Origin of the sequence: Limosilactobacillus caccae, from assembly GCF_900156885.1 — a bacterium.
Taxonomy (GTDB): domain Bacteria; phylum Bacillota; class Bacilli; order Lactobacillales; family Lactobacillaceae; genus Limosilactobacillus; species Limosilactobacillus caccae.
The window spans coordinates 226,062-246,256 of sequence record NZ_FTOY01000009.1; the positions used below are offsets into that span (position 1 = coordinate 226,062).

Annotated in this window: 17 protein-coding genes; 15 read left to right on the top strand and 2 right to left on the bottom strand. The window is 42.4% G+C overall.

Annotated elements, in window-relative coordinates; all coding sequences use genetic code 11:
- Window positions 1-14: 14 nt before the first annotated feature.
- The 5 genes from CZ502_RS03325 to CZ502_RS03345 all read left to right on the top strand — a co-directional run bounded on the left by CZ502_RS03325 (window position 15) and on the right by CZ502_RS03345 (window position 7,733).
- Entirely contained in the window at window positions 15-2,924 is a 2,910-nt protein-coding gene (locus CZ502_RS03325) for an LTA synthase family protein (RefSeq protein WP_076459676.1), read from the top strand.
- Window positions 2,925-3,087: 163 nt separating this feature from the next.
- Window positions 3,088-5,697 carry an SEC10/PgrA surface exclusion domain-containing protein gene (locus CZ502_RS03330; protein ID WP_076459677.1) on the top strand — a complete coding sequence of 870 codons (2,610 nt, stop codon included), beginning with the start codon at window positions 3,088-3,090 and terminating at the stop codon, window positions 5,695-5,697.
- 119 nt (window positions 5,698-5,816) lie between these two features.
- Entirely contained in the window at window positions 5,817-6,200 is a 384-nt protein-coding gene (locus CZ502_RS03335; RefSeq protein WP_076459678.1) for a GntR family transcriptional regulator, read from the top strand.
- Window positions 6,178-7,044 carry an ATP-binding cassette domain-containing protein gene (locus CZ502_RS03340; protein ID WP_200804216.1) on the top strand — a complete coding sequence of 289 codons (867 nt, stop codon included), beginning with the start codon at window positions 6,178-6,180 and terminating at the stop codon, window positions 7,042-7,044. The genes CZ502_RS03335 and CZ502_RS03340 overlap by 23 nt, the downstream gene beginning before the upstream one ends.
- Entirely contained in the window at window positions 7,044-7,733 is a 690-nt protein-coding gene (locus tag CZ502_RS03345; RefSeq protein ID WP_076459680.1) for a hypothetical protein, read from the top strand. The genes CZ502_RS03340 and CZ502_RS03345 overlap by 1 nt, the downstream gene beginning before the upstream one ends.
- Before the next feature lie 223 nt (window positions 7,734-7,956).
- Here CZ502_RS03345 and CZ502_RS03350 read toward each other — a convergent pair whose 3' ends face one another.
- Window positions 7,957-8,682, bottom strand: a complete 726-nt coding sequence (locus CZ502_RS03350) for a MucBP domain-containing protein (RefSeq protein ID WP_076459681.1) — start codon at window positions 8,680-8,682, stop codon at window positions 7,957-7,959.
- Between the two features lie 139 nt (window positions 8,683-8,821).
- On the opposite strand from CZ502_RS03350, the gene CZ502_RS03355 reads away from it, so the two are divergent.
- Window positions 8,822-9,424 carry an ECF transporter S component gene (locus CZ502_RS03355; RefSeq protein ID WP_076459682.1) on the top strand — a complete coding sequence of 201 codons (603 nt, stop codon included), beginning with the start codon at window positions 8,822-8,824 and terminating at the stop codon, window positions 9,422-9,424.
- Between the two features lie 51 nt (window positions 9,425-9,475).
- On the opposite strand, the gene CZ502_RS03360 is transcribed toward CZ502_RS03355, so the two are convergent.
- Complete coding sequence (locus tag CZ502_RS03360) at window positions 9,476-11,683, bottom strand: ATP-dependent Clp protease ATP-binding subunit (protein WP_076459683.1); 2,208 nt, start codon at window positions 11,681-11,683, stop codon at window positions 9,476-9,478.
- Between the two features lie 281 nt (window positions 11,684-11,964).
- Here CZ502_RS03360 and ykzS point away from each other — a divergent pair, with 281 nt between their 5' ends.
- The 9 genes from ykzS to CZ502_RS03410 all read left to right on the top strand — a co-directional run bounded on the left by ykzS (window position 11,965) and on the right by CZ502_RS03410 (window position 19,526).
- On the top strand, window positions 11,965-12,150 hold the full coding sequence (gene ykzS, locus CZ502_RS03365; protein ID WP_076459684.1) for a protein YkzS: 186 nt from the start codon (window positions 11,965-11,967) through the stop codon (window positions 12,148-12,150).
- A 118-nt stretch (window positions 12,151-12,268) separates the two neighbouring features.
- On the top strand, window positions 12,269-12,535 hold the full coding sequence (locus CZ502_RS03370; RefSeq protein WP_076459685.1) for a phosphocarrier protein HPr: 267 nt from the start codon (window positions 12,269-12,271) through the stop codon (window positions 12,533-12,535).
- A complete protein-coding gene (gene ptsP / locus CZ502_RS03375; protein ID WP_076459686.1) occupies window positions 12,535-14,271 on the top strand; it encodes a phosphoenolpyruvate--protein phosphotransferase in 1,737 nt (578 codons plus the stop codon). Before CZ502_RS03370 ends, ptsP begins: the two co-directional genes overlap by 1 nt.
- 224 nt (window positions 14,272-14,495) lie before the next feature.
- Window positions 14,496-15,713: a glycosyltransferase family 4 protein gene (locus tag CZ502_RS03380; RefSeq protein ID WP_076459687.1), complete on the top strand. Its 1,218-nt coding sequence runs from the start codon at window positions 14,496-14,498 to the stop codon at window positions 15,711-15,713.
- A gap of 2 nt (window positions 15,714-15,715) precedes the next feature.
- The gene (locus tag CZ502_RS03385) at window positions 15,716-16,744 is read left to right on the top strand and encodes a glycosyltransferase family 4 protein (protein ID WP_076459688.1); all 1,029 of its coding nucleotides are present in this window, start codon (window positions 15,716-15,718) and stop codon (window positions 16,742-16,744) included.
- Window positions 16,744-17,763 carry a lysylphosphatidylglycerol synthase transmembrane domain-containing protein gene (locus CZ502_RS03390; RefSeq protein ID WP_076459689.1) on the top strand — a complete coding sequence of 340 codons (1,020 nt, stop codon included), beginning with the start codon at window positions 16,744-16,746 and terminating at the stop codon, window positions 17,761-17,763. Before CZ502_RS03385 ends, CZ502_RS03390 begins: the two co-directional genes overlap by 1 nt.
- A gap of 89 nt (window positions 17,764-17,852) precedes the next feature.
- A complete protein-coding gene (locus CZ502_RS03395; protein ID WP_076459690.1) occupies window positions 17,853-18,101 on the top strand; it encodes a YkuJ family protein in 249 nt (82 codons plus the stop codon).
- Window positions 18,102-18,508: 407 nt separating this feature from the next.
- Complete coding sequence (locus CZ502_RS03405; RefSeq protein ID WP_076459691.1) at window positions 18,509-19,039, top strand: dihydrofolate reductase family protein; 531 nt, start codon at window positions 18,509-18,511, stop codon at window positions 19,037-19,039.
- Window positions 19,040-19,091: 52 nt separating this feature from the next.
- Window positions 19,092-19,526, top strand: coding sequence for an aminoglycoside 6-adenylyltransferase (locus CZ502_RS03410; protein WP_076459692.1), 435 nt, complete (start codon window positions 19,092-19,094; stop codon window positions 19,524-19,526).
- The last annotated feature ends 669 nt before the right edge of the window (window positions 19,527-20,195 follow it).

Sequence of the window (20,195 nt, forward strand, 5' to 3'; positions counted from 1 at the left end):
AGAGGATTAATAAGATGAATAAATTGAAAGACAAATTTTTATGGTTACTAATTTTGATGTGGGTTGGAATCGACCAGGTATACTGGCGACTTTCGCCAAGTATTGCTAATTATAATAGTGCCAACCTACACACTAGTGCATTGCAGGTGTTACATAGCTTAACGCTGTTAGGGCCAACTATTTTTCTAATATTATTGGGAACACAGCTAAGGAAGCAAAAAGATAATGTTATTGCACTTACTGTTAAAACTTGGTTGAATACTTTTGCCTTAGGGACAATTGCCTGCTTGATTGTTTCACTTTGTAGTAGAAACGCTACCCCCAAGCTTTTCTATGACTCGTTCTTTCCATTATTAAGAAACACTTATCCATTAATATTTGCAAGTATGTTCGGCCTCTTTTTGGGGAAGTTGAGCGATAACCTTACTGTGCAGTACCAAAGATATATTCCTATTTTGATATGGGGGCTAGTCTTCGTTTCTTCATTTTCAACGCCCAACATGTTTGGCTGGGCAGACGGAGCTAATTTTCTATTTTACGCATTGATGGTTCTGCTTGGCTGGCGAAGTTTTGTCCCCAAATTAACTTTATTAAAATGGTTTAGCTTAGCAACAATTGCTGGATTTGGCAATGCCTTTCTTCAAGCAATCATGCCGTTTTTTAGTATTGATGGAACAACGATTGGTCGTTTTACAACATCATTTAATTTTTTAGCCGTTCTAACGGCGTTTGCACTTGCTCAGATTGTTAAGCAATTAATAAAATTTATTAATTTGAGAATTACCTTTAGCTATCTAACATTGATTGAAAATACTGCAATTATTGCTTACTTGGCGGCCCTTGTTGATAAGCAAATTGGCCACTCTTCATTTAAACTTGCTGTTCTTTCACTCGGCTTAGTATTAGTGGGAATAATCATTGCCCAATGTTGGACATTCTTTTTAAGAATCTCACTTATTGATTCCCTAAGTAAGAAGATAAGTCACTTCTTTTTATTGGCTAATAAAAAACAGCAAAGGATAGCTATTGCAAAATATCGGGAGCTGCGGCCGACGCTGTGCTTAAGCTTACTTTCTTATATGATGGCACTGACTGTAACATTATTAATGAATACGAGTTGGCAAATAACACCAAATGTTGGTCCAAGCTACAATATCTTTGCTTATACTTTAGGGCAACGGGAAATGACATTAGCATTAACAACGTTAATAATCTTTGCCTCAATAAAGTTTATTCAGGCGCTGACCAATCGCTATTGGATTGGACTTTTCCTAGTAATGGTTTTTAATGTTGTACTTGTAATAGCTAACAAAGAAAAAATTGCAGCGAGAAATGAGCCAATTCTTCCAGCTGATCTTGCAATGCTTTCTGTTGCTAAACAATTATTTGGAATGGTTGATCTGAAAATATGGTTGAGTTTTGCTATCTTTCTGATCTTGCTAATTTTCATCATTACCTGGTTAGAAATAAGAAGAGTAGTGGCGGTGAAGTTTTCGCGAGGGCAACGGATATTTTACTTATTATTTGCTCCGTTAATCTTTCTAAGTAGTACTATTTGGAACCAACCGAACACACCAATAAATAACTTTTTATCAGCAATTGATGACCAGCCAATGTTTTACAATCAGTTAAGTGGGGCTAAAATTAATGGCCCAATTCTTCAATATCTGAACAACGTTGATGTAACAGTAATGAAGCAACCAAGTGGCTATTCGCAAAAGGCAATGGTTAAAATTGTCCAGCGTTACGGTAAGGAAGCTGCAAAAATTAATGAGACAAGGGAAAATCATTTAGATAAGCAGACTATTATTTTCAATTTAAGTGAAAGTTTTGCTAATCCCAACCGTGTCCCCGGAGTGAAATTGAAAAACAATCCTATTCCATTTGTAACTAAGATGGAGAAACAGGGGACAGGTGGAACGATGATTAGTTCTGGTTATGGTGGTGGAACTGCAAATATGGAATATATGACTCTAACCGGTTTTACACTCAGTAATTTTTCACCAACATTACCAACTCCATATACCCAATTAGTACCAACATTAAAAAATAACCCGTCAATTGTGCAAAGTTTTAGATACGCAACGGCAATTCATCCTTATATTGGAGCGTTCTATAGTCGGATAACTGTATACCACAAATTTGGCTTTAACAAATTTATGTATTTAGGAAGTAAAGACCCAATTAAACATCGGATGAAGATTGATCGTAGTCCGTACTTATCTGATAAAACGTCATATGATAATGCTCTTGACCAGATTCGCGAACACGATGGTGGGCAGTTTATCAATCTCGTGACGATGCAGAACCACTTCCCATACGATCAAAATTACTATGATAATCTTGCAAGATATGAAGCAGTTAAAGTTTCGGCAGGGACTAATATCAATGCCGTTAACGACTTTACAACTGGCATTCACTATACGGATAAGTACTTACGTCAATTTATTTCACAGCTAGATGAAATTAATAAGCCGATCACGATTGTATTTTATGGAGATCACTTACCAGGAATATATGGAAATGATATGAAGAAAGATGGCGTTAAACTTCATGAAACAGATTACTTCATATATTCAAATAAATATGCCCGCGAGCATGGTGCAAAGAATTTTGAGTATCGGACGAAATATGTTGTGCCCAATGACTTTATTGCGATGGTTGCCAAGCAAACCAATTCAAAGGTAGATTGGTATCAAGCTTTACTAACTAACGTTTATGAACAGATACCAGCAATGACGATGGATACCTCTGCTTCGACCGTCAATGCTTTTAACAGTAGTACTCATTTTATCGGTCAAAGCGGTCATACTGTTAAAGAAAAAACATTTACCAAAAAGCAGAAGCAGTTTTTGCATGATTATAAGTTAATCCAATACGATGTTACAGCAGGTAAACACTACACAAGTAAATACTTCAACTAAGACTGAGGAACTGAAATGGGCTAAATTGCAAATTAACGAAAAGGAAGCTGGTCAGCTTCCTTTTTTATAAAAATTGAAAAACATTGTTAAATGTGTATCAAGTAACCGCTTACTATGATAAACTGAAAAAGCATTTATATTTATTTATATTAAGGAGAACTTTATGTTAAAAAAACGTTTTAAGCTGTACAAGGCTGGTAAAAAGTGGTGTGTGATGGGATTAACAACCGTTGCTTTGGCTTTTGGTGCAATGGCTGTTACTACTAGTGATGTAGAAGCAGCAACATCGCCGACAACGGTTCAAGTTACCCAAGTGCAAAAAAATGTTAATGATGCCCAAAAGAGTTTTGATACAGCAAAGCTAAATGCTGAAAACGCTGGTAAAAAGGTAAATGCGGCTCAGGGAAACGTTGACAGTGCGCAAAAGCAGGTTCAAGAAGCGCAGGCCCAAGCTGATTCTGCAAAGTCGACGGTTTCACAAGCCCAAAGTACATTAGATAAGGCAAAGGCAGCTCAGGTAGATGCACAAAATAGTCTGTCACAGGACCAACAGAATATCACTGATAAAAAAGCGGCAGTTGATTCCGCCAATGCTGCCTTAACGGTGGCCCAACAGAAAAAAGCAGACCAACAAAACAAAGTAAACAGTGAACAAGCAACTGTTAATCAACAGCAACAAATCGTTAAGCAAAAACAAGCTGACCAAGAAAAGGCACAGTCTATTGTTGCTGGTACGCAGGCTAAAATCGATCAGTTAAATGACCAAATGAATTCTGTTAATCACATTGACTTGCCAGAAAATTACATTAAGAATTTGCGGGCAAACTCGATTATTTCTGCTGAAGAAATTCAGGCGCTTAATAAGAACCAGTACCATGATTCTAGTCTTGATGCGCAAAGATCATACGCTGAATTAAATGAATTATCCCAGGGGGACTGGGCAAGTTTAGCAACGTTTGCGGCAAGCTTGATTAATGAAGTCCGCTTTGCTGCTGGGTTACAACCGTTAAAGGTTACCAACGGCTCAGTTAACTTTGCTTCTGATGTGGCTAATAATTTCTTAAAACATGAATATATTGATAGAGCTAATGAAAAATTCTCAATTGCTAATGCTGCTGACAATAATGGGTTAGAAAAATATAATGACTATGGCAAAGCTTTTGGGACGTTAAATAGAGAAATAACTGGCATGACTCAAACGTCTCTGTCATTCAATGGTTTTGAACGAACAGTTACATCCTACGAGTTTACACCAGTAACATTAAATGATCTTAAACGTGATACCTATAATCTGATTCTTAGTGCATTAGAAGATCCACAAAGCGCTAACACCTTATTAGATGATAGTCGATATGTTAGTTTAACAGGAATGAACCAAAAGTTAGTATTACTATTTATTTCTAATAGTGATATTTCAGGCTCAGGTAAGTTTGGAAGCTCAGAATATGTTATCCCAACAACAAATATGTCAGCAATAAAGCAACAAATAGCTGATTTTATGGCTAAGAAAGCCGATCAAGAGGCATCCTTAGCAAGTGCGAAGAAGGCAACTGCCGATGCAAAAGGTGTACTAGAAAAAGCACAACAATCATTAACGAGTGCACAGGCTAATTTAACCGCTTTAGATAATGATGTAAAAAACAAAACAACATTATTAGACAATGCTAAAAAAGACTTAGCAACGGCGGAGCAAAAGCTAGCCAATGATCGTGAAACAGCTAAGGGGCAAGCGGTAAAAGAAGCTACTGAAAAGTTACAAACAGCATCTGCGCAACAAGAACAGTTTGCTAAGACTTTAGCAGAGAAGCAAGATCAACTTAAGCAAAAGCAAGAAGAACTAACGAAGGCGCAAAATGAACAATTACTCGCAAATAAGGCTTTCCAGTCTGCAGAGCAAAAGCTAGCTAGCGCTAAAAAGGATCTTCAAAAATTAAAGAACGGTTGGAAAAAAGATGGCGACAAGACCTATTATTACATCGACGGTCAAAAGCAAACGGGCTTCTTGAAGCTTAACAATAAGATGTATTACCTAGGCGATGACGGTGTTCTTTGGCAAAACAAGTTCTACAGTAACTGGGGTCATACCTACTACTTCGGCGAAGATGGTGCGCGTTGGGATAACCGTTTCATGAATGCATGGGGTCACACCTACTACTTTGGTGAAGATGGTGCGCGTTGGGATAACCGTTTTATGAATGCGTGGGGTCATACCTACTACTTTGGTGAAGATGGTGCCCGCTGGGATAACCGCTTTATGAATGCGTGGGGTCATACCTACTACTTCGGCGAAGATGGTGCCCGCTGGGATAACCGCTTTATGAATATTTGGGGGCAAACTTATTACTTTGGTAATGACGGTGCCCGTTGGGACAATGCCTTTATGGTTGCGTGGGGTCATGCCTATTACTTTAGTAACGATGGGGTACTATTACGTAACCAGACTCGCCAAATTAATGGGGTGACATACCGTTTTAATAATGATGGTGTTATCACTAATTTGAAAAACCAATTTATTACCGACCATAACGGAAAAGTATACTATTTCGATCAAAATGGTCAGTTATATGTAAATAAATTCTATAATAATTGGGGCCATACCTACTACTTTGGCAAGGATGGGGCGCGTTTTACCAATCAGTGGTATCGGACAGTTGGTGCCGGCGATAACTATTACTTTGGTGCTGACGGCGCAGCCTTAACTGGATCCCAGAAGTTAGGAAAATTTAATTACTACTTCAAAGATAATGGCTTATTAGACCATGTTAATTCTTAATTAGCAAAAGTTCTCTACAAAAAAGTAGGGAACTTTTTTATTTTCTCTTGCCAAACCACCCACTTACATATATACTTAGTCACATAAGTAATTAACCAAATAACTAAGGAGGTGCCCAGATGCAATTTAACTTTGATGAGTCGGCGCCACTCTACCAGCAAATCGCTGACCAGCTTGAGGAAATGATTTTCGCTGGAGGCTTTGATGAGCAGGCACAGGTGCCGTCAACCACCCAGCTATCCCAGCAGTTGCATATCAATCCCGCGACTGTGCTGAAGGGGATGAACATGTTAGTTGATAAGGGACTGCTTGAAAAGCGTCGCGGTCTCGGAATGTTTGTCAAAGAAGGAGCACAACAAAAAATCATGGAGCAACGAAAGGAAAGCTTTTATAACGACTATGTTAAGAGCCTGTTAGTTGAAGCTGACAAGCTAGGGATTACTAAGCAGCACTTATTAGAATTAATCGAACGAGGAGAGCATGATGGAACAATTAACCATTAAAAACTTAACCAAAAAATATCGGCATGACATGATTCTTGACGACCTGTCCTTTACTTTAGAACCAGCCAAGATTTACGGCTTACTCGGCCGTAACGGGGCAGGGAAGTCAACGCTATTAAACATCATCAGTAACCGGATCTTCCCGACAAGTGGCGAAGTACGGTTAGGCGATGACGTGGTAAACGACAATGATGATGTGCTGAGTAAGATCTTCTTGATGAGTGAAGCTAACCTTTACCCACGGGGGATGAAGGTTAGTCAGACATTTGACCTGGCGGACGTGGCCTATGGCAACTTTAATTATGATTACGCTAAGCAACTAGCAGAGCTTTTTGAACTTGACCCGCAGGCAAAGGTCACCAACCTGTCGACCGGGCAGCGGACAATTTCAAAGCTAATTGTCGCCCTAGCAGTCGATGTTGATTACGTCTTTCTCGATGAGCCAATTCTAGGGTTGGATGCCAACCACCGTGATCTTTTCTACAAGGAGCTGGTGAAGACTTACCAAGAAAAGCCCCGGACATTTGTCCTATCGACCCACTTAATTGAAGAAATTCAACAGTTGGTCGAGCACGTATTAGTATTGCACAACCACCACTTGATTATTGATGAAGATACGGATGAAATGCTAGCGAAGGCTTACGCTGTCAGCGGGCCGGCCAAGCTAGTAGACCAATACACTGATGGCCTGCGGGTTCTTAAGAAAGAAAGCATAGGAAACATTCAGACTTCCTACATCTTTGACCACCTGGATGACCAACGGGTGATCCCAGACCAGGTAAAGATTGACCACTATGACTTACAGCACTTATTTATGTACTTAACTGATGGGAGAGAGGGCTAATGAAAAACCAAAAACGAGATTTAGTAATTACAACTGTGTTGCGCCGGGAAGGGGCAGCTACCGGAATCGCCGTTGCTGTGGCCGTTGCCGTGGAACTATTTGCTTACTTAGCAGGTTTAGTAATGGATCATAACATTCAGTCATTCCTAGTTAGTCTCACCGGTATTCCGGGATCTTTACCAAGCATTTTAACCCTGATACTAGTATTTTACTTTTTAATCACCCCGTACAGCGACTTTAAATGGGCAATTCAAAACGGGATCTCCCGGAAAATTGTGTGGCAGGGGCGGTTCATTTCAATGATCCTGTTGACGCTCATCGTGTGGTTTGTGAACCAACTGCTTGGCCTGCTTAACCACCCATTTATCAGCGTTACCGCATCCCTTTACAACCTGCTTTCATACTTCTCGGTCATCATTACGGTCATGGCAATTGGCAATGGTTTTGCCCTGTTAAGCCGGCGGTGGAAGTGGATTGTCGGCATCGCTGGTCCGGTTGCCTTGTTCGTCTTACTTAGTATGTCCTTAGCAGCCATTGCGCAAAGCATGCTCAGCTGGGGGCCAGATTCAGTGCTAGTTAGTTTACTAAGGACTTCAATTACTTGGTGGATGTTCTTAATCATCTACTTGGTCGTAATGTTTGTCCTTGCACGCTTATTTAATAACAAGATGCAGTTGCGTCGCGATTAGGCAAGATTAGCTAAGGACATAGTTATATAACAAAAACAAGCTGGGAAAAAAGCTTCTCGGAGCCCCGGTGGGGTAACCTAGGACGGACGTTGGCACGGTACGGGCCGACGTTTGTCCGTAGTTACCCTTGAGGGGCTCGCTTTTTTTCCGCGATTACTATGTAATATTCGGAGATAAAACTAGGGGCTGGAAAGAAACTATGTTTCTTCCCAGCCCCTTTTTATTATTCATCCTCATCGAGGCCTTCAATTTCAATATAGTTGCTCGTGATGTATTTCTTACGGCCAATTTGATACCAGGTGATCTCGTCATTATCGTTTAACTTCCCAATCAGCTGAACTTCATTGCCATTAGGAATTTCCGCAATCTTATTACCATATGGTGCATCATAGACATTGATCGACTTGTTATGTAGGTAGTCGACCCGCGCTTTGACGTCGTGTAATGGGATCACCGTCAGGTTATTAACCAGCCGTGAAGGAGCCTTTTGGGGGTCAGTGTTAAATGGATTATCGACAACGTGCATCTTATCATATTTGATCCACTGGTCAGCCCCAATTTCATACCAGAATTGCCCGTTCTTAGTTGCTACCCGGTGGAAGGACTTCACGGTAATATCAGCAGGTAGTGGGGCACCGACTGGCATCCCCGCCGCAGTATCACACACCTGGGTCGGGGCGTCGAGGTGCAGATACATCTCAATCGATTGAACTTCCCCCCAGTTTTGTTTCCGGTAAAAGAGGTGGACGATTCGCTGCCGCATATCAAACTTTCCCTTTGTCTCCCCCTCAGTCTTTACGTAGCGGTAGTTAGGAAATTGTTTCCGCTCAATCTCATATTCCTGCCCGATAAAGCCGCGCAGCAGTTGGGGGACGATTAGGTTTGCTCCTGAATCTATGTCATTATAGTATACCCAGATTGGGTTACCTGTTTTAAATTTGTCAATCATCTTTAACACTCCGTAACCTTAATTCTTTATTAATTATAGCGCTTTTTTGAGGCCGACACGATAACGAACCATTATATTTCTCCGAATGAAAGTGATTTATGCTAAAATAGGCCTATTCAAATTATTAGGGAGAAACAAAATGGCAAAGAAAAGACACCAGCAGATTCGTCACAATACCACCTTGGCGATCTTTATCTCAATTATCTTCTTGCAAGACTTTATACCTTTTTTTGGTAACATTCCACTTGGCCCACTAAGTATTACCACCCTTCATGTGACGGTGATCATTGCAGCAATCGTGCTGGGCCCACTTGACGGGGCGATTATCGGGGGCGTATGGGGATTTTTAACCTGGGTGCGGGCGTTTGCTGCACCGTCTAGTCCGTTAGCGCCGCTAGTATTTGTTAACCCCGTCGTCTCAATCGTCCCGCGGGTTATGATTGGAATCCTTGCAGGCTATACCTTCATCGGTCTTTGCCACCTAGTTAAAAATAAGTCCTGGGCCGCGATTGGCGCTGCCATTGTGGGCTCCGTGACTAATACGGGCCTAGTCCTTGGTCTTATCTACCTATTTTACCGTACTCCCGCTGTTGCGCAAACATATGGGGTCGATGTTAACCATTTATTAATCGCCTTGGAAACAGTAATGGCGACTAACGGGCTGGCCGAATTAATTTTGGCGGTCGTGCTTGTGCCAATGATCGCTATTCCGGTTTTAGAGGTCCGCAAGCGACTACAATAAAAGATGTGAAAAGGGCTGGGAAAGCAAAATTTCCCAGCCCTTAATTATTAACTACTTGTTAGCTTCGACTTCGGTTGCTGCTTGCTTCGCCTCAACAGTGATGTTGCCATCATCATCAAGTTTTGCAACAAGTTGATGGACGTCATTATGGTCAAGGACGTAATCAGCAATCCGGTCTTCAATTTGTTCTTGGATTACCCGGCGTAATGGCCGTGCCCCCATCTTAGGGTCGTAGCCCATGTCAACGAGTTTTTCATCGACTCCTTCTGGCACATCGATGTGTAAGTCCTTATCAGCAAGCATTGTGTTGACGTCGTTGATCATCAAGTCAACGATCTTCATCAAGTCATCCTTGGAAAGGGCATTAAACTGAACAATATCATCAAAGCGGTTTAAAAATTCTGGCTTAAAGTAATCGGTCAGCTTGTCGATGATTGCGTGGGTTGAGCCACTAGCCTCAGCACCGAAGCCGACGCTCGATTCAGCATCACCGGTTCCGGCGTTCGAAGTCATGATGATAATTGTATCCTTAAAGGAAACGGTCCGGCCTTGCGAGTCGGTCAGGCGACCATCATCAAGAATTTGTAAGAACATGTGCATTACGTCTGGGTGGGCCTTTTCAACCTCATCAAGCAAGATCAGGCTGTAAGGGTGGCGCCGGACTTGTTCGGTTAATTGGCCAGCTTCTTCGTATCCAACGTAGCCAGGTGCCGCACCGATTAACTTGGAAGTAGATGTCTTATCCATGTACTCAGACATATCGAAACGGATCATGGCATCCTTAGAACCGAATAGTTGTAATGCCAGCTGCTTAGCTGTTTCCGTCTTCCCGACACCAGTTGGGCCAACGAAGAGGAAGGAGCCAATTGGCCGACCGGACTTGTTAAGCCCGATCCGGTTCCGCCGGATAGCACGGGCAACCTTATCAACCGCTTCTGTCTGGCCGATAACATGTTCATCAAGCTTCTTATCAAGGTCCCGTAGTTGGTTTTCTTCTTGTTTTTGTAGGTCACCAACGGGGATGTTAGTCTTTTCTTCAACAATCTTTTGCATGTCAGCGACGGTTACCGTTGCGGAATCTTCCGTGTGGTTTTCTTCCGCTTCCTTCTTTGCCTTTTCTAGTTTAGCAACTTGGTCCCGGTAGAAGGCCGCCTTTTCATAATCTTGGTTGTCAGCTGCCTGTTGCTTGTGTGCTTCGGCAGTGTGGATTTCGTTTTCGATTGCGTTTGGATCGACGTTCTTTAATGTGAGGTTCTTCCGTGAGCCAGCTTCGTCAAGCAGGTCAATCGCCTTATCAGGTAAGAAACGGTCCTGGATGTAACGGTCAGATAACTTGGCTGCCGCAACCACGGCGTCATCGGTGTACTTAACGTGGTGGTAGTCCTGGTACCGGCTCTTAATACCGTTGAGGATCTTGATCGTTTCATCAACGGATGGTTCGTTAACCTCAACCGGTTGGAAACGCCGTGCTAAGGCCGCATCCTTTTCAATCTTCCGGTATTCGTTCAATGTCGTTGCCCCGACTAACTGGAAGTCGCCCCGGGCAAGGGCTGGCTTCAAGACGTTACCGGCATCCATCCCGCCTTCAGCATTACCGGCACCCATGATTTCATGGATTTCGTCGATGAAGAGGATGATGTTCTTATTCTTGCGAACTTCTTCCATTAATTGTTGCATCCGCTTTTCAAATTGACCACGGATACCAGTTCCTTGGACTAAGGAAACGACGTCAAGGCGGATAATTTCCTTGTTGGCAAGCTTTTCTGGTACTTCGCCAGAAACAATTGCTTGGGCAAGGCCTTCAACAACCGCCGTCTTACCAACACCAGCTTCACCGATTAGCACTGGGTTGTTCTTGGTCCGGCGGTTGAGAATTTCAATTACCCGCTTAATCTCGTTGTTCCGGCCGATCACCGGGTCGATCTTTCCTTGGCGGGCGAGGTCGGTCAGGTTAATCCCGTATTGGCCGAGAATTCCCTTACCGTTTCGGCCACCACCTTGCCGCTGGCTTTGACCGTTGACATTTTGTCCGTTAGCCCCAGCAGCTTGGCTTTGCATGTTGTTCATTGCGTTCATGAAGTCTTCGAGGCTTCCAAAACCGAAATTATTCATTCCGTTACCTCCATTCATTATTTCAGATTGTAAGTTTTGTAGTTTTTGATAACAATTTTGGCAGAGGTCGATTTGCATCCGTTGGCCATTAAAATTCATTTGTAAATGAATCGTGGCCGGATTTTGATGACAATTTTGACAGAGCATCTTAAGAAAATACCTCCTATATTCTAAGGTCAAAAAGATTCCATTTTTATTTGACCTTTCTTGACCATTGATTAATATTATACTTACTTTTTTAACCAGCGCAAGCGATAAGTACCACTTTCAACCGCCCAGTAATTTAATATTGGTAAGTAATCTCCAAACTATAGTTATAATTTTAGCACTCTTTAGGCTTGAATGCTAAAAATGACAACTCCTTTAATGCCAATTTAAAAATATTGTGTATAATAGGGGAGCAGATGAAATTATATTGAGGTGATTGAATGGCAGAAGAAGATTTTGAGCAATTACTTGATGATTTACGGGAGAAAAAGATCGACCATTTTGAGATTACTCCCGAAAACTTTCAAGCATTCCAGCCAGTATTTCATGCCTATGCCTACCGCTCGCAAATTGAGGGCAAGGCGCATAGTGGTGGAAAGATTAGCTACCACTTAAAAGCGCGATAAATCGTCAAGAGTAATCTTGTATTTAACGCTTACAATTGCTAAAATGTAATTATCGAGGTGTATCAGTGGGAAAGCTGCTGATAATAATTATAAATCTGCTCGAAGGAGACTGATTGATATGGAAAAACGCGATTTTACTATTACTTCTGAAACTGGTATTCATGCACGTCCAGCTACTATTTTGGTTCAAGCTGCTTCAAAGTTTGCTTCTGACGTTACCCTTTCATACGAAGGCAAGAGTGTAAACTTGAAGTCAATCATGGGTGTAATGTCACTCGGTGTTGGCCAAAACGCCAACGTTACGATCACTGCAAACGGTGACGACGAAAAGGAAGCATTGGATGCCGTTGCTGAAACCATGAAGAAGGAAGGATTGACTGACTAATGTCCTTACTACTAACTGGGTTGGCAGCCAGCAGTGGGATTATGATTGCTCCTGCTTACCTTTTAGTAGAGTCAGATCTATCTGTAACACAACAGCATACAGCTGATGAGAATCATGAGGTCGCCCGGCTTCATGATTCTTTTGCGTTATCCAGAAAAGAATTGCAAAAGATCCACGATCATGCACACCAATCATTAGGAAAACGAGCAGCAGCCGTGATTGATACCCAGATTTCTTTGCTAGATGATCCAACTCTACACGATAAGATAATTGACCAGATTGAAAACCACCATGATGCCGCTGAATGGGCGGTCGAAAAGGTGAAAAACCAGTATTTGAAGCTCCTCGAGGGGATGAATGATAATGACTATCTCCAGTCGCGGGCGATGGCGGTTAGGGACGTTACCAAGCGGATCCTTAGCCACTTACTAGATATTCCACTGCCAACGCCAGCAGCCCTCGACCACCGGGCAATTTTTGTTGCCAATGACATCACCCCAACAGATACCGCCCAGTTTGACCGTCGTTATGTGGCCGGGATTGTGACCGCCAATGGTGGCCGGACATCGCACTTTACAATTATGAGTAAGACCCTTGCGGTACCAGCAGTTGTGGGGGTAAAAGATGCGGCAACCTTAATTCAAAATGGCGACATGCTGATCGTCGATGGAATCCATGGCAAGGTGATTGTTAACCCGTCGGCAACAGAGATTGAGCATTACCAATTGCTCGCCGGAAAGTTTGCCCAGGAACAACAAGCGTGGGGCGCGTTGCGGGATAAACAGACGGTCAGTGCAGACGGCCGTCGCTTTGAGGTGGCGGCGAATGTCGGGACCGTGGCCGATATTGCTGACGCCCAGGAAAATGGTGCCGAAGGGATTGGCCTTTTGCGGACAGAATTCCTGTACATGAACAAGGACCAGCTCCCTAGTGAAGACCAGCAGTTAGCGTCATATAAGCAGTTTGTGGCAGCGATGAACCAGCAGCGAGTGGTTGCACGAACCCTTGATATTGGTGGGGATAAGCAGTTGGGGATGGTCCAGTTACCCCATGAAGCCAACCCCTTCCTTGGTTTTCGCGCAATCCGAGTCGGCCTCGCCCGTCCAGAAATCCTGCGCCCTCAGTTGCGGGCCCTTTTGCGGGCGTCTGTTTATGGCCGCCTGGCGATCATGTTCCCGATGATCGCAACAATTGAAGAATTCCAGCAAGCGCGGACGATTCTTGATGAAGAACGGGCAAAACTGGAAGCTGCAGGTGTTCAGGTAGCTGACAATGTTGAAGTCGGGATGATGCTAGAGATTCCGGCCGTTGCTGTAATGGCGGAATATTTTGCTAAGTACGTGGACTTCTTTAGCATTGGCAGCAATGACCTAATTCAATACATGTTTGCCGTTGACCGGGGAAATGCCAATGTTTCCTACCTATACCAGGAACTTCACCCCGCTGTTTTGCGGATGATCAAGCGGGTGATTGATGCCGCCCACGCTGAAGGAAAGTGGGTTGGGATGTGTGGCGAGATGGCCGGCAACCCATTGGCAACCCCATTGTTGATGGGGATGGGGCTAGACGAATTTTCCATGAACAGTGGCCAAGTATTGCGAATTCGGTCGCTAATCAACCACCTCAGTACGCGCCAACTGCAGCCCCTTGTTCACCGGGCAATCAATGTTGAAACTGCCGAAAAGGTTAAACAATTAGTCAAAGAATACGTTCCTGAATTAAAGGACCTAAATTAGAGGGAGGACTTGCGCCTGCCTCTTTGTTGCTTTAAAAGCCCTTATCCGAGTGGTGATGCAGTGTGAATTTTTTGTAAAGAATTTTTAATCATTGAAGGCAGTTCTTGTCCTACAACGGAGATGATATTACAATTATTTAAATACGACTTTGCGGTTCAGGGGATGCTTTAGTATAATAGCAATTATTATCGTAAAATTTGTGACGTAGTAAAGGAGCAATTAGCTTGAATATTGGTATTTTTACAGATACATATTTCCCACAGGTTAGTGGAGTCGCGACTTCGATAAAGACGCTTCGTGATGAACTGATTGCTCAAGGCCATCATGTTTATATCTTTACAACGACCGATCCGAAAGCTAAGCATGATGATGTTGAAAATGGGATCTACCGTTTTGCAAGTATCCCCTTTGTTTCATTTTCCGACCGGCGGATTGCTATTCGTGGTGCTTTCCGGGCAATCCGGCTCGCCAAGAAGTTTAAGCTGGATGTGGTTCACAACCAGACTGAGTTTTCTCTTGGGGTGATGGGCAAGACGGTTGCTCACCATTTGCATATTCCGTGCTTGCACACCTACCATACGATGTATCAGGATTATCTCCATTACATTGCCAATGGTCACGTGTTAAAGCCCAATGATGTTGCCCGGTTGGCGCACCTATACTTGAAAAACATGTCAGGGGTGATCGCCCCGAGTGAGCGCGTCCTAGAGACGTTGAAGGACTATGATATTGAGTCACCAATCCGGGTGATTCCGACAGGGATTAACCTCCGGGTGTATAGCAAGCGTGACTCCAAGGAGGCAATTCAGCGCTTGCGTGCCCAACATGGTTATGGTGCTGATACGCCGGTATTATTGTCATTGAGCCGGTTGGCGTATGAGAAAAATATCCATGCGTTGATTGATGCAATGCCTGATATCCTTGCCAAGCGTCCAGATGCCCAGCTGTTGATTGTTGGGGATGGACCAGCGCGGCAGACCTTAGAACGGCAGACCCGGCAGTTAAACTTGACTGACCATGTTCAGTTCGCTGGTGAAGTGTCAAATGACCAGGTTTATCATTACTACCAGATGGCAGATGTGTTCGTCTCAGCATCAGACTCAGAGTCACAGGGGTTAACCTATGATGAGGCACTGGCATCCGACTTGCCAATCGTTGTGATGCGGAGCGAATATACGGATGAACTGATTGATGATCCGGCGATTGGAACTAGTTTTCAAAAGAAGGCTGACCTGGTAAACGGGGTAGTTTATTACCTCAGCAAGGTGGTGACTACGGAGTCACGGTTAAAACGCCAGCAAAAGTTGCATGAGATTTCGGCAGAGGTATTTGTCCACCGAGTTGTTAGATTTTATCAAGACTGCCAACAAGAGATGGCTGCTGACGATGAGGCTGCTCAGAATACAAAGACACGGCGGCTCTTCCATCGACCAAGGAGTTAATGATGATTAAAATAACAATGTTTTCATCTGCAGATAAGGTAGCTGGTCAAGGGGTAGGGAGTGCCTACCTGGAGCTAGTCAACCTCCTTAAATCCGAATGCAGTGATGAATTTGATATTGAGATTAATCGCTACCAAAAGAGTCAGGTGAGTCACTATCACACAATCGATCCCCGCTTCTTCTTATCGACCTTTTCACGGCGGCGGGGAAGAAAAATCGGGTACGTTCACTTTTTACCTGAGACATTAGAAGGCAGTTTGAAAATCCCGCAACCATTTCGCGGGCTTTTTTATCGTTATATAATTGCCTTTTATAAACGGATGGATCAGTTGGTCGTGGTCAACCCTTCATTTATTGATAAGTTGGTTGCGTATAATATTCCGCGGGAAGCGATTACCTATATTCCTAATTTTGTCGATAACCAACGCTTTCACCCAGTGACAGTAACGGAAAAAGAGCGCTTGCGTGAAAAATATCATTTTGCGCAAGATAAGTTTATTGTAGTGGGCAGTGGGCAAGTCCAGGAACGCAAGGGTGTCCCTGACTTTATCCGCCTGGCAAGACAAAACCCGGATGTCCAGTTTGTTTGGGCGGGGGGCTTTTCCTTTGGCCGGTTGACTGATGGGTATAGTGAATTAAAACAGGTTGTTGAAAATCCACCTGCTAATTTACGCTTTACGGGAATTGTCTCCCGTGATGAGATTGCTGAGTTAAATAATCTTGCTGATCTTTTTCTCCTCCCGTCATATAATGAGCTTTTTCCGATGTCGGTCTTAGAGGCATTTAGCTGTGGGACACCAGTGATGCTCCGTGATCTCGACTTATATCACGCGATTATTGCTGGGGACTACGAAACTGCGAAGGACGTTAATGAGATGCAAATGAAGTTGACTTTATTGCGCAACGATCCAGCACGGCTAGCCTACTGGAAAAAACGTGCTAATTTAGCAGCCAAGGAATATTCAAAAGACCACCTAGCAAAAGTGTGGACGGCCTTTTATGAGCAGCAGGCGCGAAAGGGGGAGGACTAGTGAATAGACGGAATTGGATTGTTTTGACACTGATGTTGTTAATTGGGGTCGGCATTTTGGGCTATTCGCTTCGTGACTCTAATTTCCACCTGCTAGTTCAGGACTTTTCGGCGATTAATTGGTGGTGGATGCTAGTTGCCCTGTTGTGTATCTGTCTTTACCTAGGACTAGAGGCGGTTGTTGTAAAGGTATTTATGAATGATCGCCATGTTGGTTTCACCTGGAAAGACGCTTTACGCTTACCGTTAATTGAACAATTATTCAATGGGATCACGCCTTTTTCGACGGGGGGACAACCAGCACAGTTAGTAGCGATGATTCAATCGGGGGTAGACGGTGGACTAGCGAGTTCGGTTCTGCTGATGAAGTTTGTTGTTTTCCAGGCGATGATCGTTGTTAATTTTTTGATCAGTTTACTGATTGGCTTTCATTTCATTGCGGAAAAACTACATGCCTTGTCATTACTTGTGATCTTTGGCTTTTTGATCCACCTTGCGGTCATCGTCGGCTTACTGATGGTGATGTATTGGTATCGATTTACAAAGAAGATTATGAACCTGGTAATTAAGCCCGCGGCAATTTTCATGAAGGCTGCGCGCTACGAACGGATGAAGGTAATGCTAAATGAAAAACTGGATACCTTTTACCAGGAGAGTCTACGGATGAAGAAGGATTACGGCAAGCTTGCCCGTGTCTGTATTGTGACGATTTTTCAGTTGTTCTTTTACTATGCAATCCCCTTCTTTATTATGCTGGCATTGGGGGTAGAGCAGATTAACTTTGTCATGGTACTAAGTTTACATGTTCTTATTTTTATGATTATCTCTTTGTTTCCGATCCCAGGTGGTGCGGGGGGAGCAGAATACAGTTTCTCAGTTCTGTTCTCCAGTTTTATTCATTCGAACACAAAATTGGTATTAGCGATGATTTTATGGCGCCTGCTGACTTATTACTTTGGAATGTTAGCGGGAATCGTGGCGGTCTTTGTGAAGCCGGACCGGGTAAAAAGTAAAAGTTAATAATTTGAGGGTAGGGAACTGCAGCAATTAGTTGACAGTTTCCTATCCTTTTTCTTAATATTTATGTGGTTAGTTAGGTGGTGAAAGGAATGAACGATTCTCAACTGATGATCATTTTGAAAAGGTTGATTGCAATGACAAATGATTACTCTAGCAATCGCCAGAAGCGGACGTTTGAAAAGTTTGGCATTCCCTTATGTGATGTTACATATATTCGTGCAAGCGATGAGTTTGTCTTTGTAAAGTACCGGCCATATGAACGATTCCGGTTTGATGATATTGACCTTGTTGCAATTGAGGTTTTTAACTGCTTATATGATTTAGAAAACACTTTTTAGAAAGAACCACCCGATCACCCTGCAATTTCTCCTGAAGCTTTTGGCAAAAAAGGATAATGGAGGCTGGAAATAAACTGAAACCTCAAGCCGCTAAATATGCTATTTTAAGGCAAAAACCGAATTAAAAGAAAAAGCAGCTGCATGGTTTCATGCCAGGAAAGGCATTGCGCCAAATATAAGCGCGGCATATTTTTGTCAAGAAATTGCGGGACAATTACTTGATATGGTTGTGAAAGATATGAAATCTAAAGAAACTACTCCTATTCTATTTGATTACAGATCATACAAGTTTTTACGAAAGATGTGGCTGGAAATTTTTGTGGATGGTTCAAGGAAATAACAAGCCTGATATGACAAGAACGTATATTCATAGATAAAATCCATTTTATGGGTCGAAAGGAGGACTTATGAAAAAAGTCAGTTTGTTTATAGCGATGAGTCTTGACGGATATATTGCGGACAGTAAAGGCAGTGTGAATTGGCTGACCGGACAGGATAATAATGATAATAATATTGACGCATATTCTGAATTTGTGAAAGACATTGATACTGTGGTAATGGGATGGAATACCTATCATCAAATTGTCACGGAACTTTCACCGGATGAGTGGGTCTATCAAGATTTTATAACCTATGTTGTAACGCACAATCAAAACGAATCTTCTGATAAAATTCGTTTTGCCAATGAAAGCCCCGTTGCTCTGGTGAAAAGACTGGTGGAAGAAAACGGAAAAGGAATTTGGATCTGTGGTGGTGCGAACCTGATCCAGCAGTTAGTTAAAGAGGATGTCATTAACTGTTATTATATTACTGTGATTCCGACGATTTTGGGTTCGGGTATCCGGCTTTTTGAAAAAGCTGACCACGAAATCAAGTTGAAGTTGCTTAAAACCCAATCGTATAATGGGATGACGGATTTAATTTATATAAAAAGATAAATTCGGATTTGTAAACTTACAGATGCCCCATAAATGTAAGGAGAAACATGAAATGGGAGCTAAAAAACAGATATATGACATGATTCTCAATTTTGCGAAAGCAGATGAGCGGATTCGCATGGTTACTTTAGAAGGTTCCCGGATAAACCTCAATATTCTGCCAGATGATTTTCAGAACTATGACATTACTTTTTTGTTTCGGATATACAGAGCTTTATCGCAGATGATGAATGACTTAATATATTTGGTGAAAGCTGATTATGCAAAAAACGGAGAATATGGAGTTATAGCCGGCGGAGGAAAAAGGACTTTTCTTGTCTTATTGCTATTGGACTTAATCGATGAGTATTTCACATGGGACAAAGTGGTGAAACTATTGCAGGGCAAAGACCATCGGATTGCTCAAACGCCGATACCAACGGATGTGTATTATCATATACAGCGCCCAACAGCACTGGCTTTTAATGGCTGTCGACACCGTATATAGTGAAAGGACTATGTCGTAGGAAAATTTTGCATGCTAAACAACGTAGTGCGTATGGAATTGTTGCACATGATTTCGTAGTGGGGTGGTACGGAACGGGGCTACAATTTCAGTTTGGGTAATATGGAAACATACCAGTTTATCGAACAGAGCAAAATATCAGCAGCAAGCGAATGGAGTTATGAGAAAGCTCGCGAGTCATTGTCTGTTTCTCTATGTGCCTATATGCAAACTAATAGTATTACCACCTTCTTCGAGAAATATTCCAAAGCCTCGGAAAAAGCTTTTAATTTTTTTAGAAAAAGGTGTTGACGTTGAGTAAAATGGTTGGTATATTAATACATGCTGTTACGAAGAGATGAATAGCTTAAACAATTTTGCTAATAATTTCTTCAAAATAGTCGTTGACAGAAATGTGTCGACGTGATATTCTAATAAAGTTGCTGATTGAGTTATTAATCAAAAGAAATTCTAAATTAATTAAAATTTCTTCTTGACAAACCAATTAACGTTATGATAAAATTTAAATGTTGATTAACTGCTTGATTAGCCAACAAGGTAGACCTTTGAAAACTGAACAAAGTTTCGACGAATCAAATGTGTAGGGTCTTCAATCATTTATGATTTGAAGCAAAACATTTGCGAAGTCAATTCGCTTAATAATTAATTTAT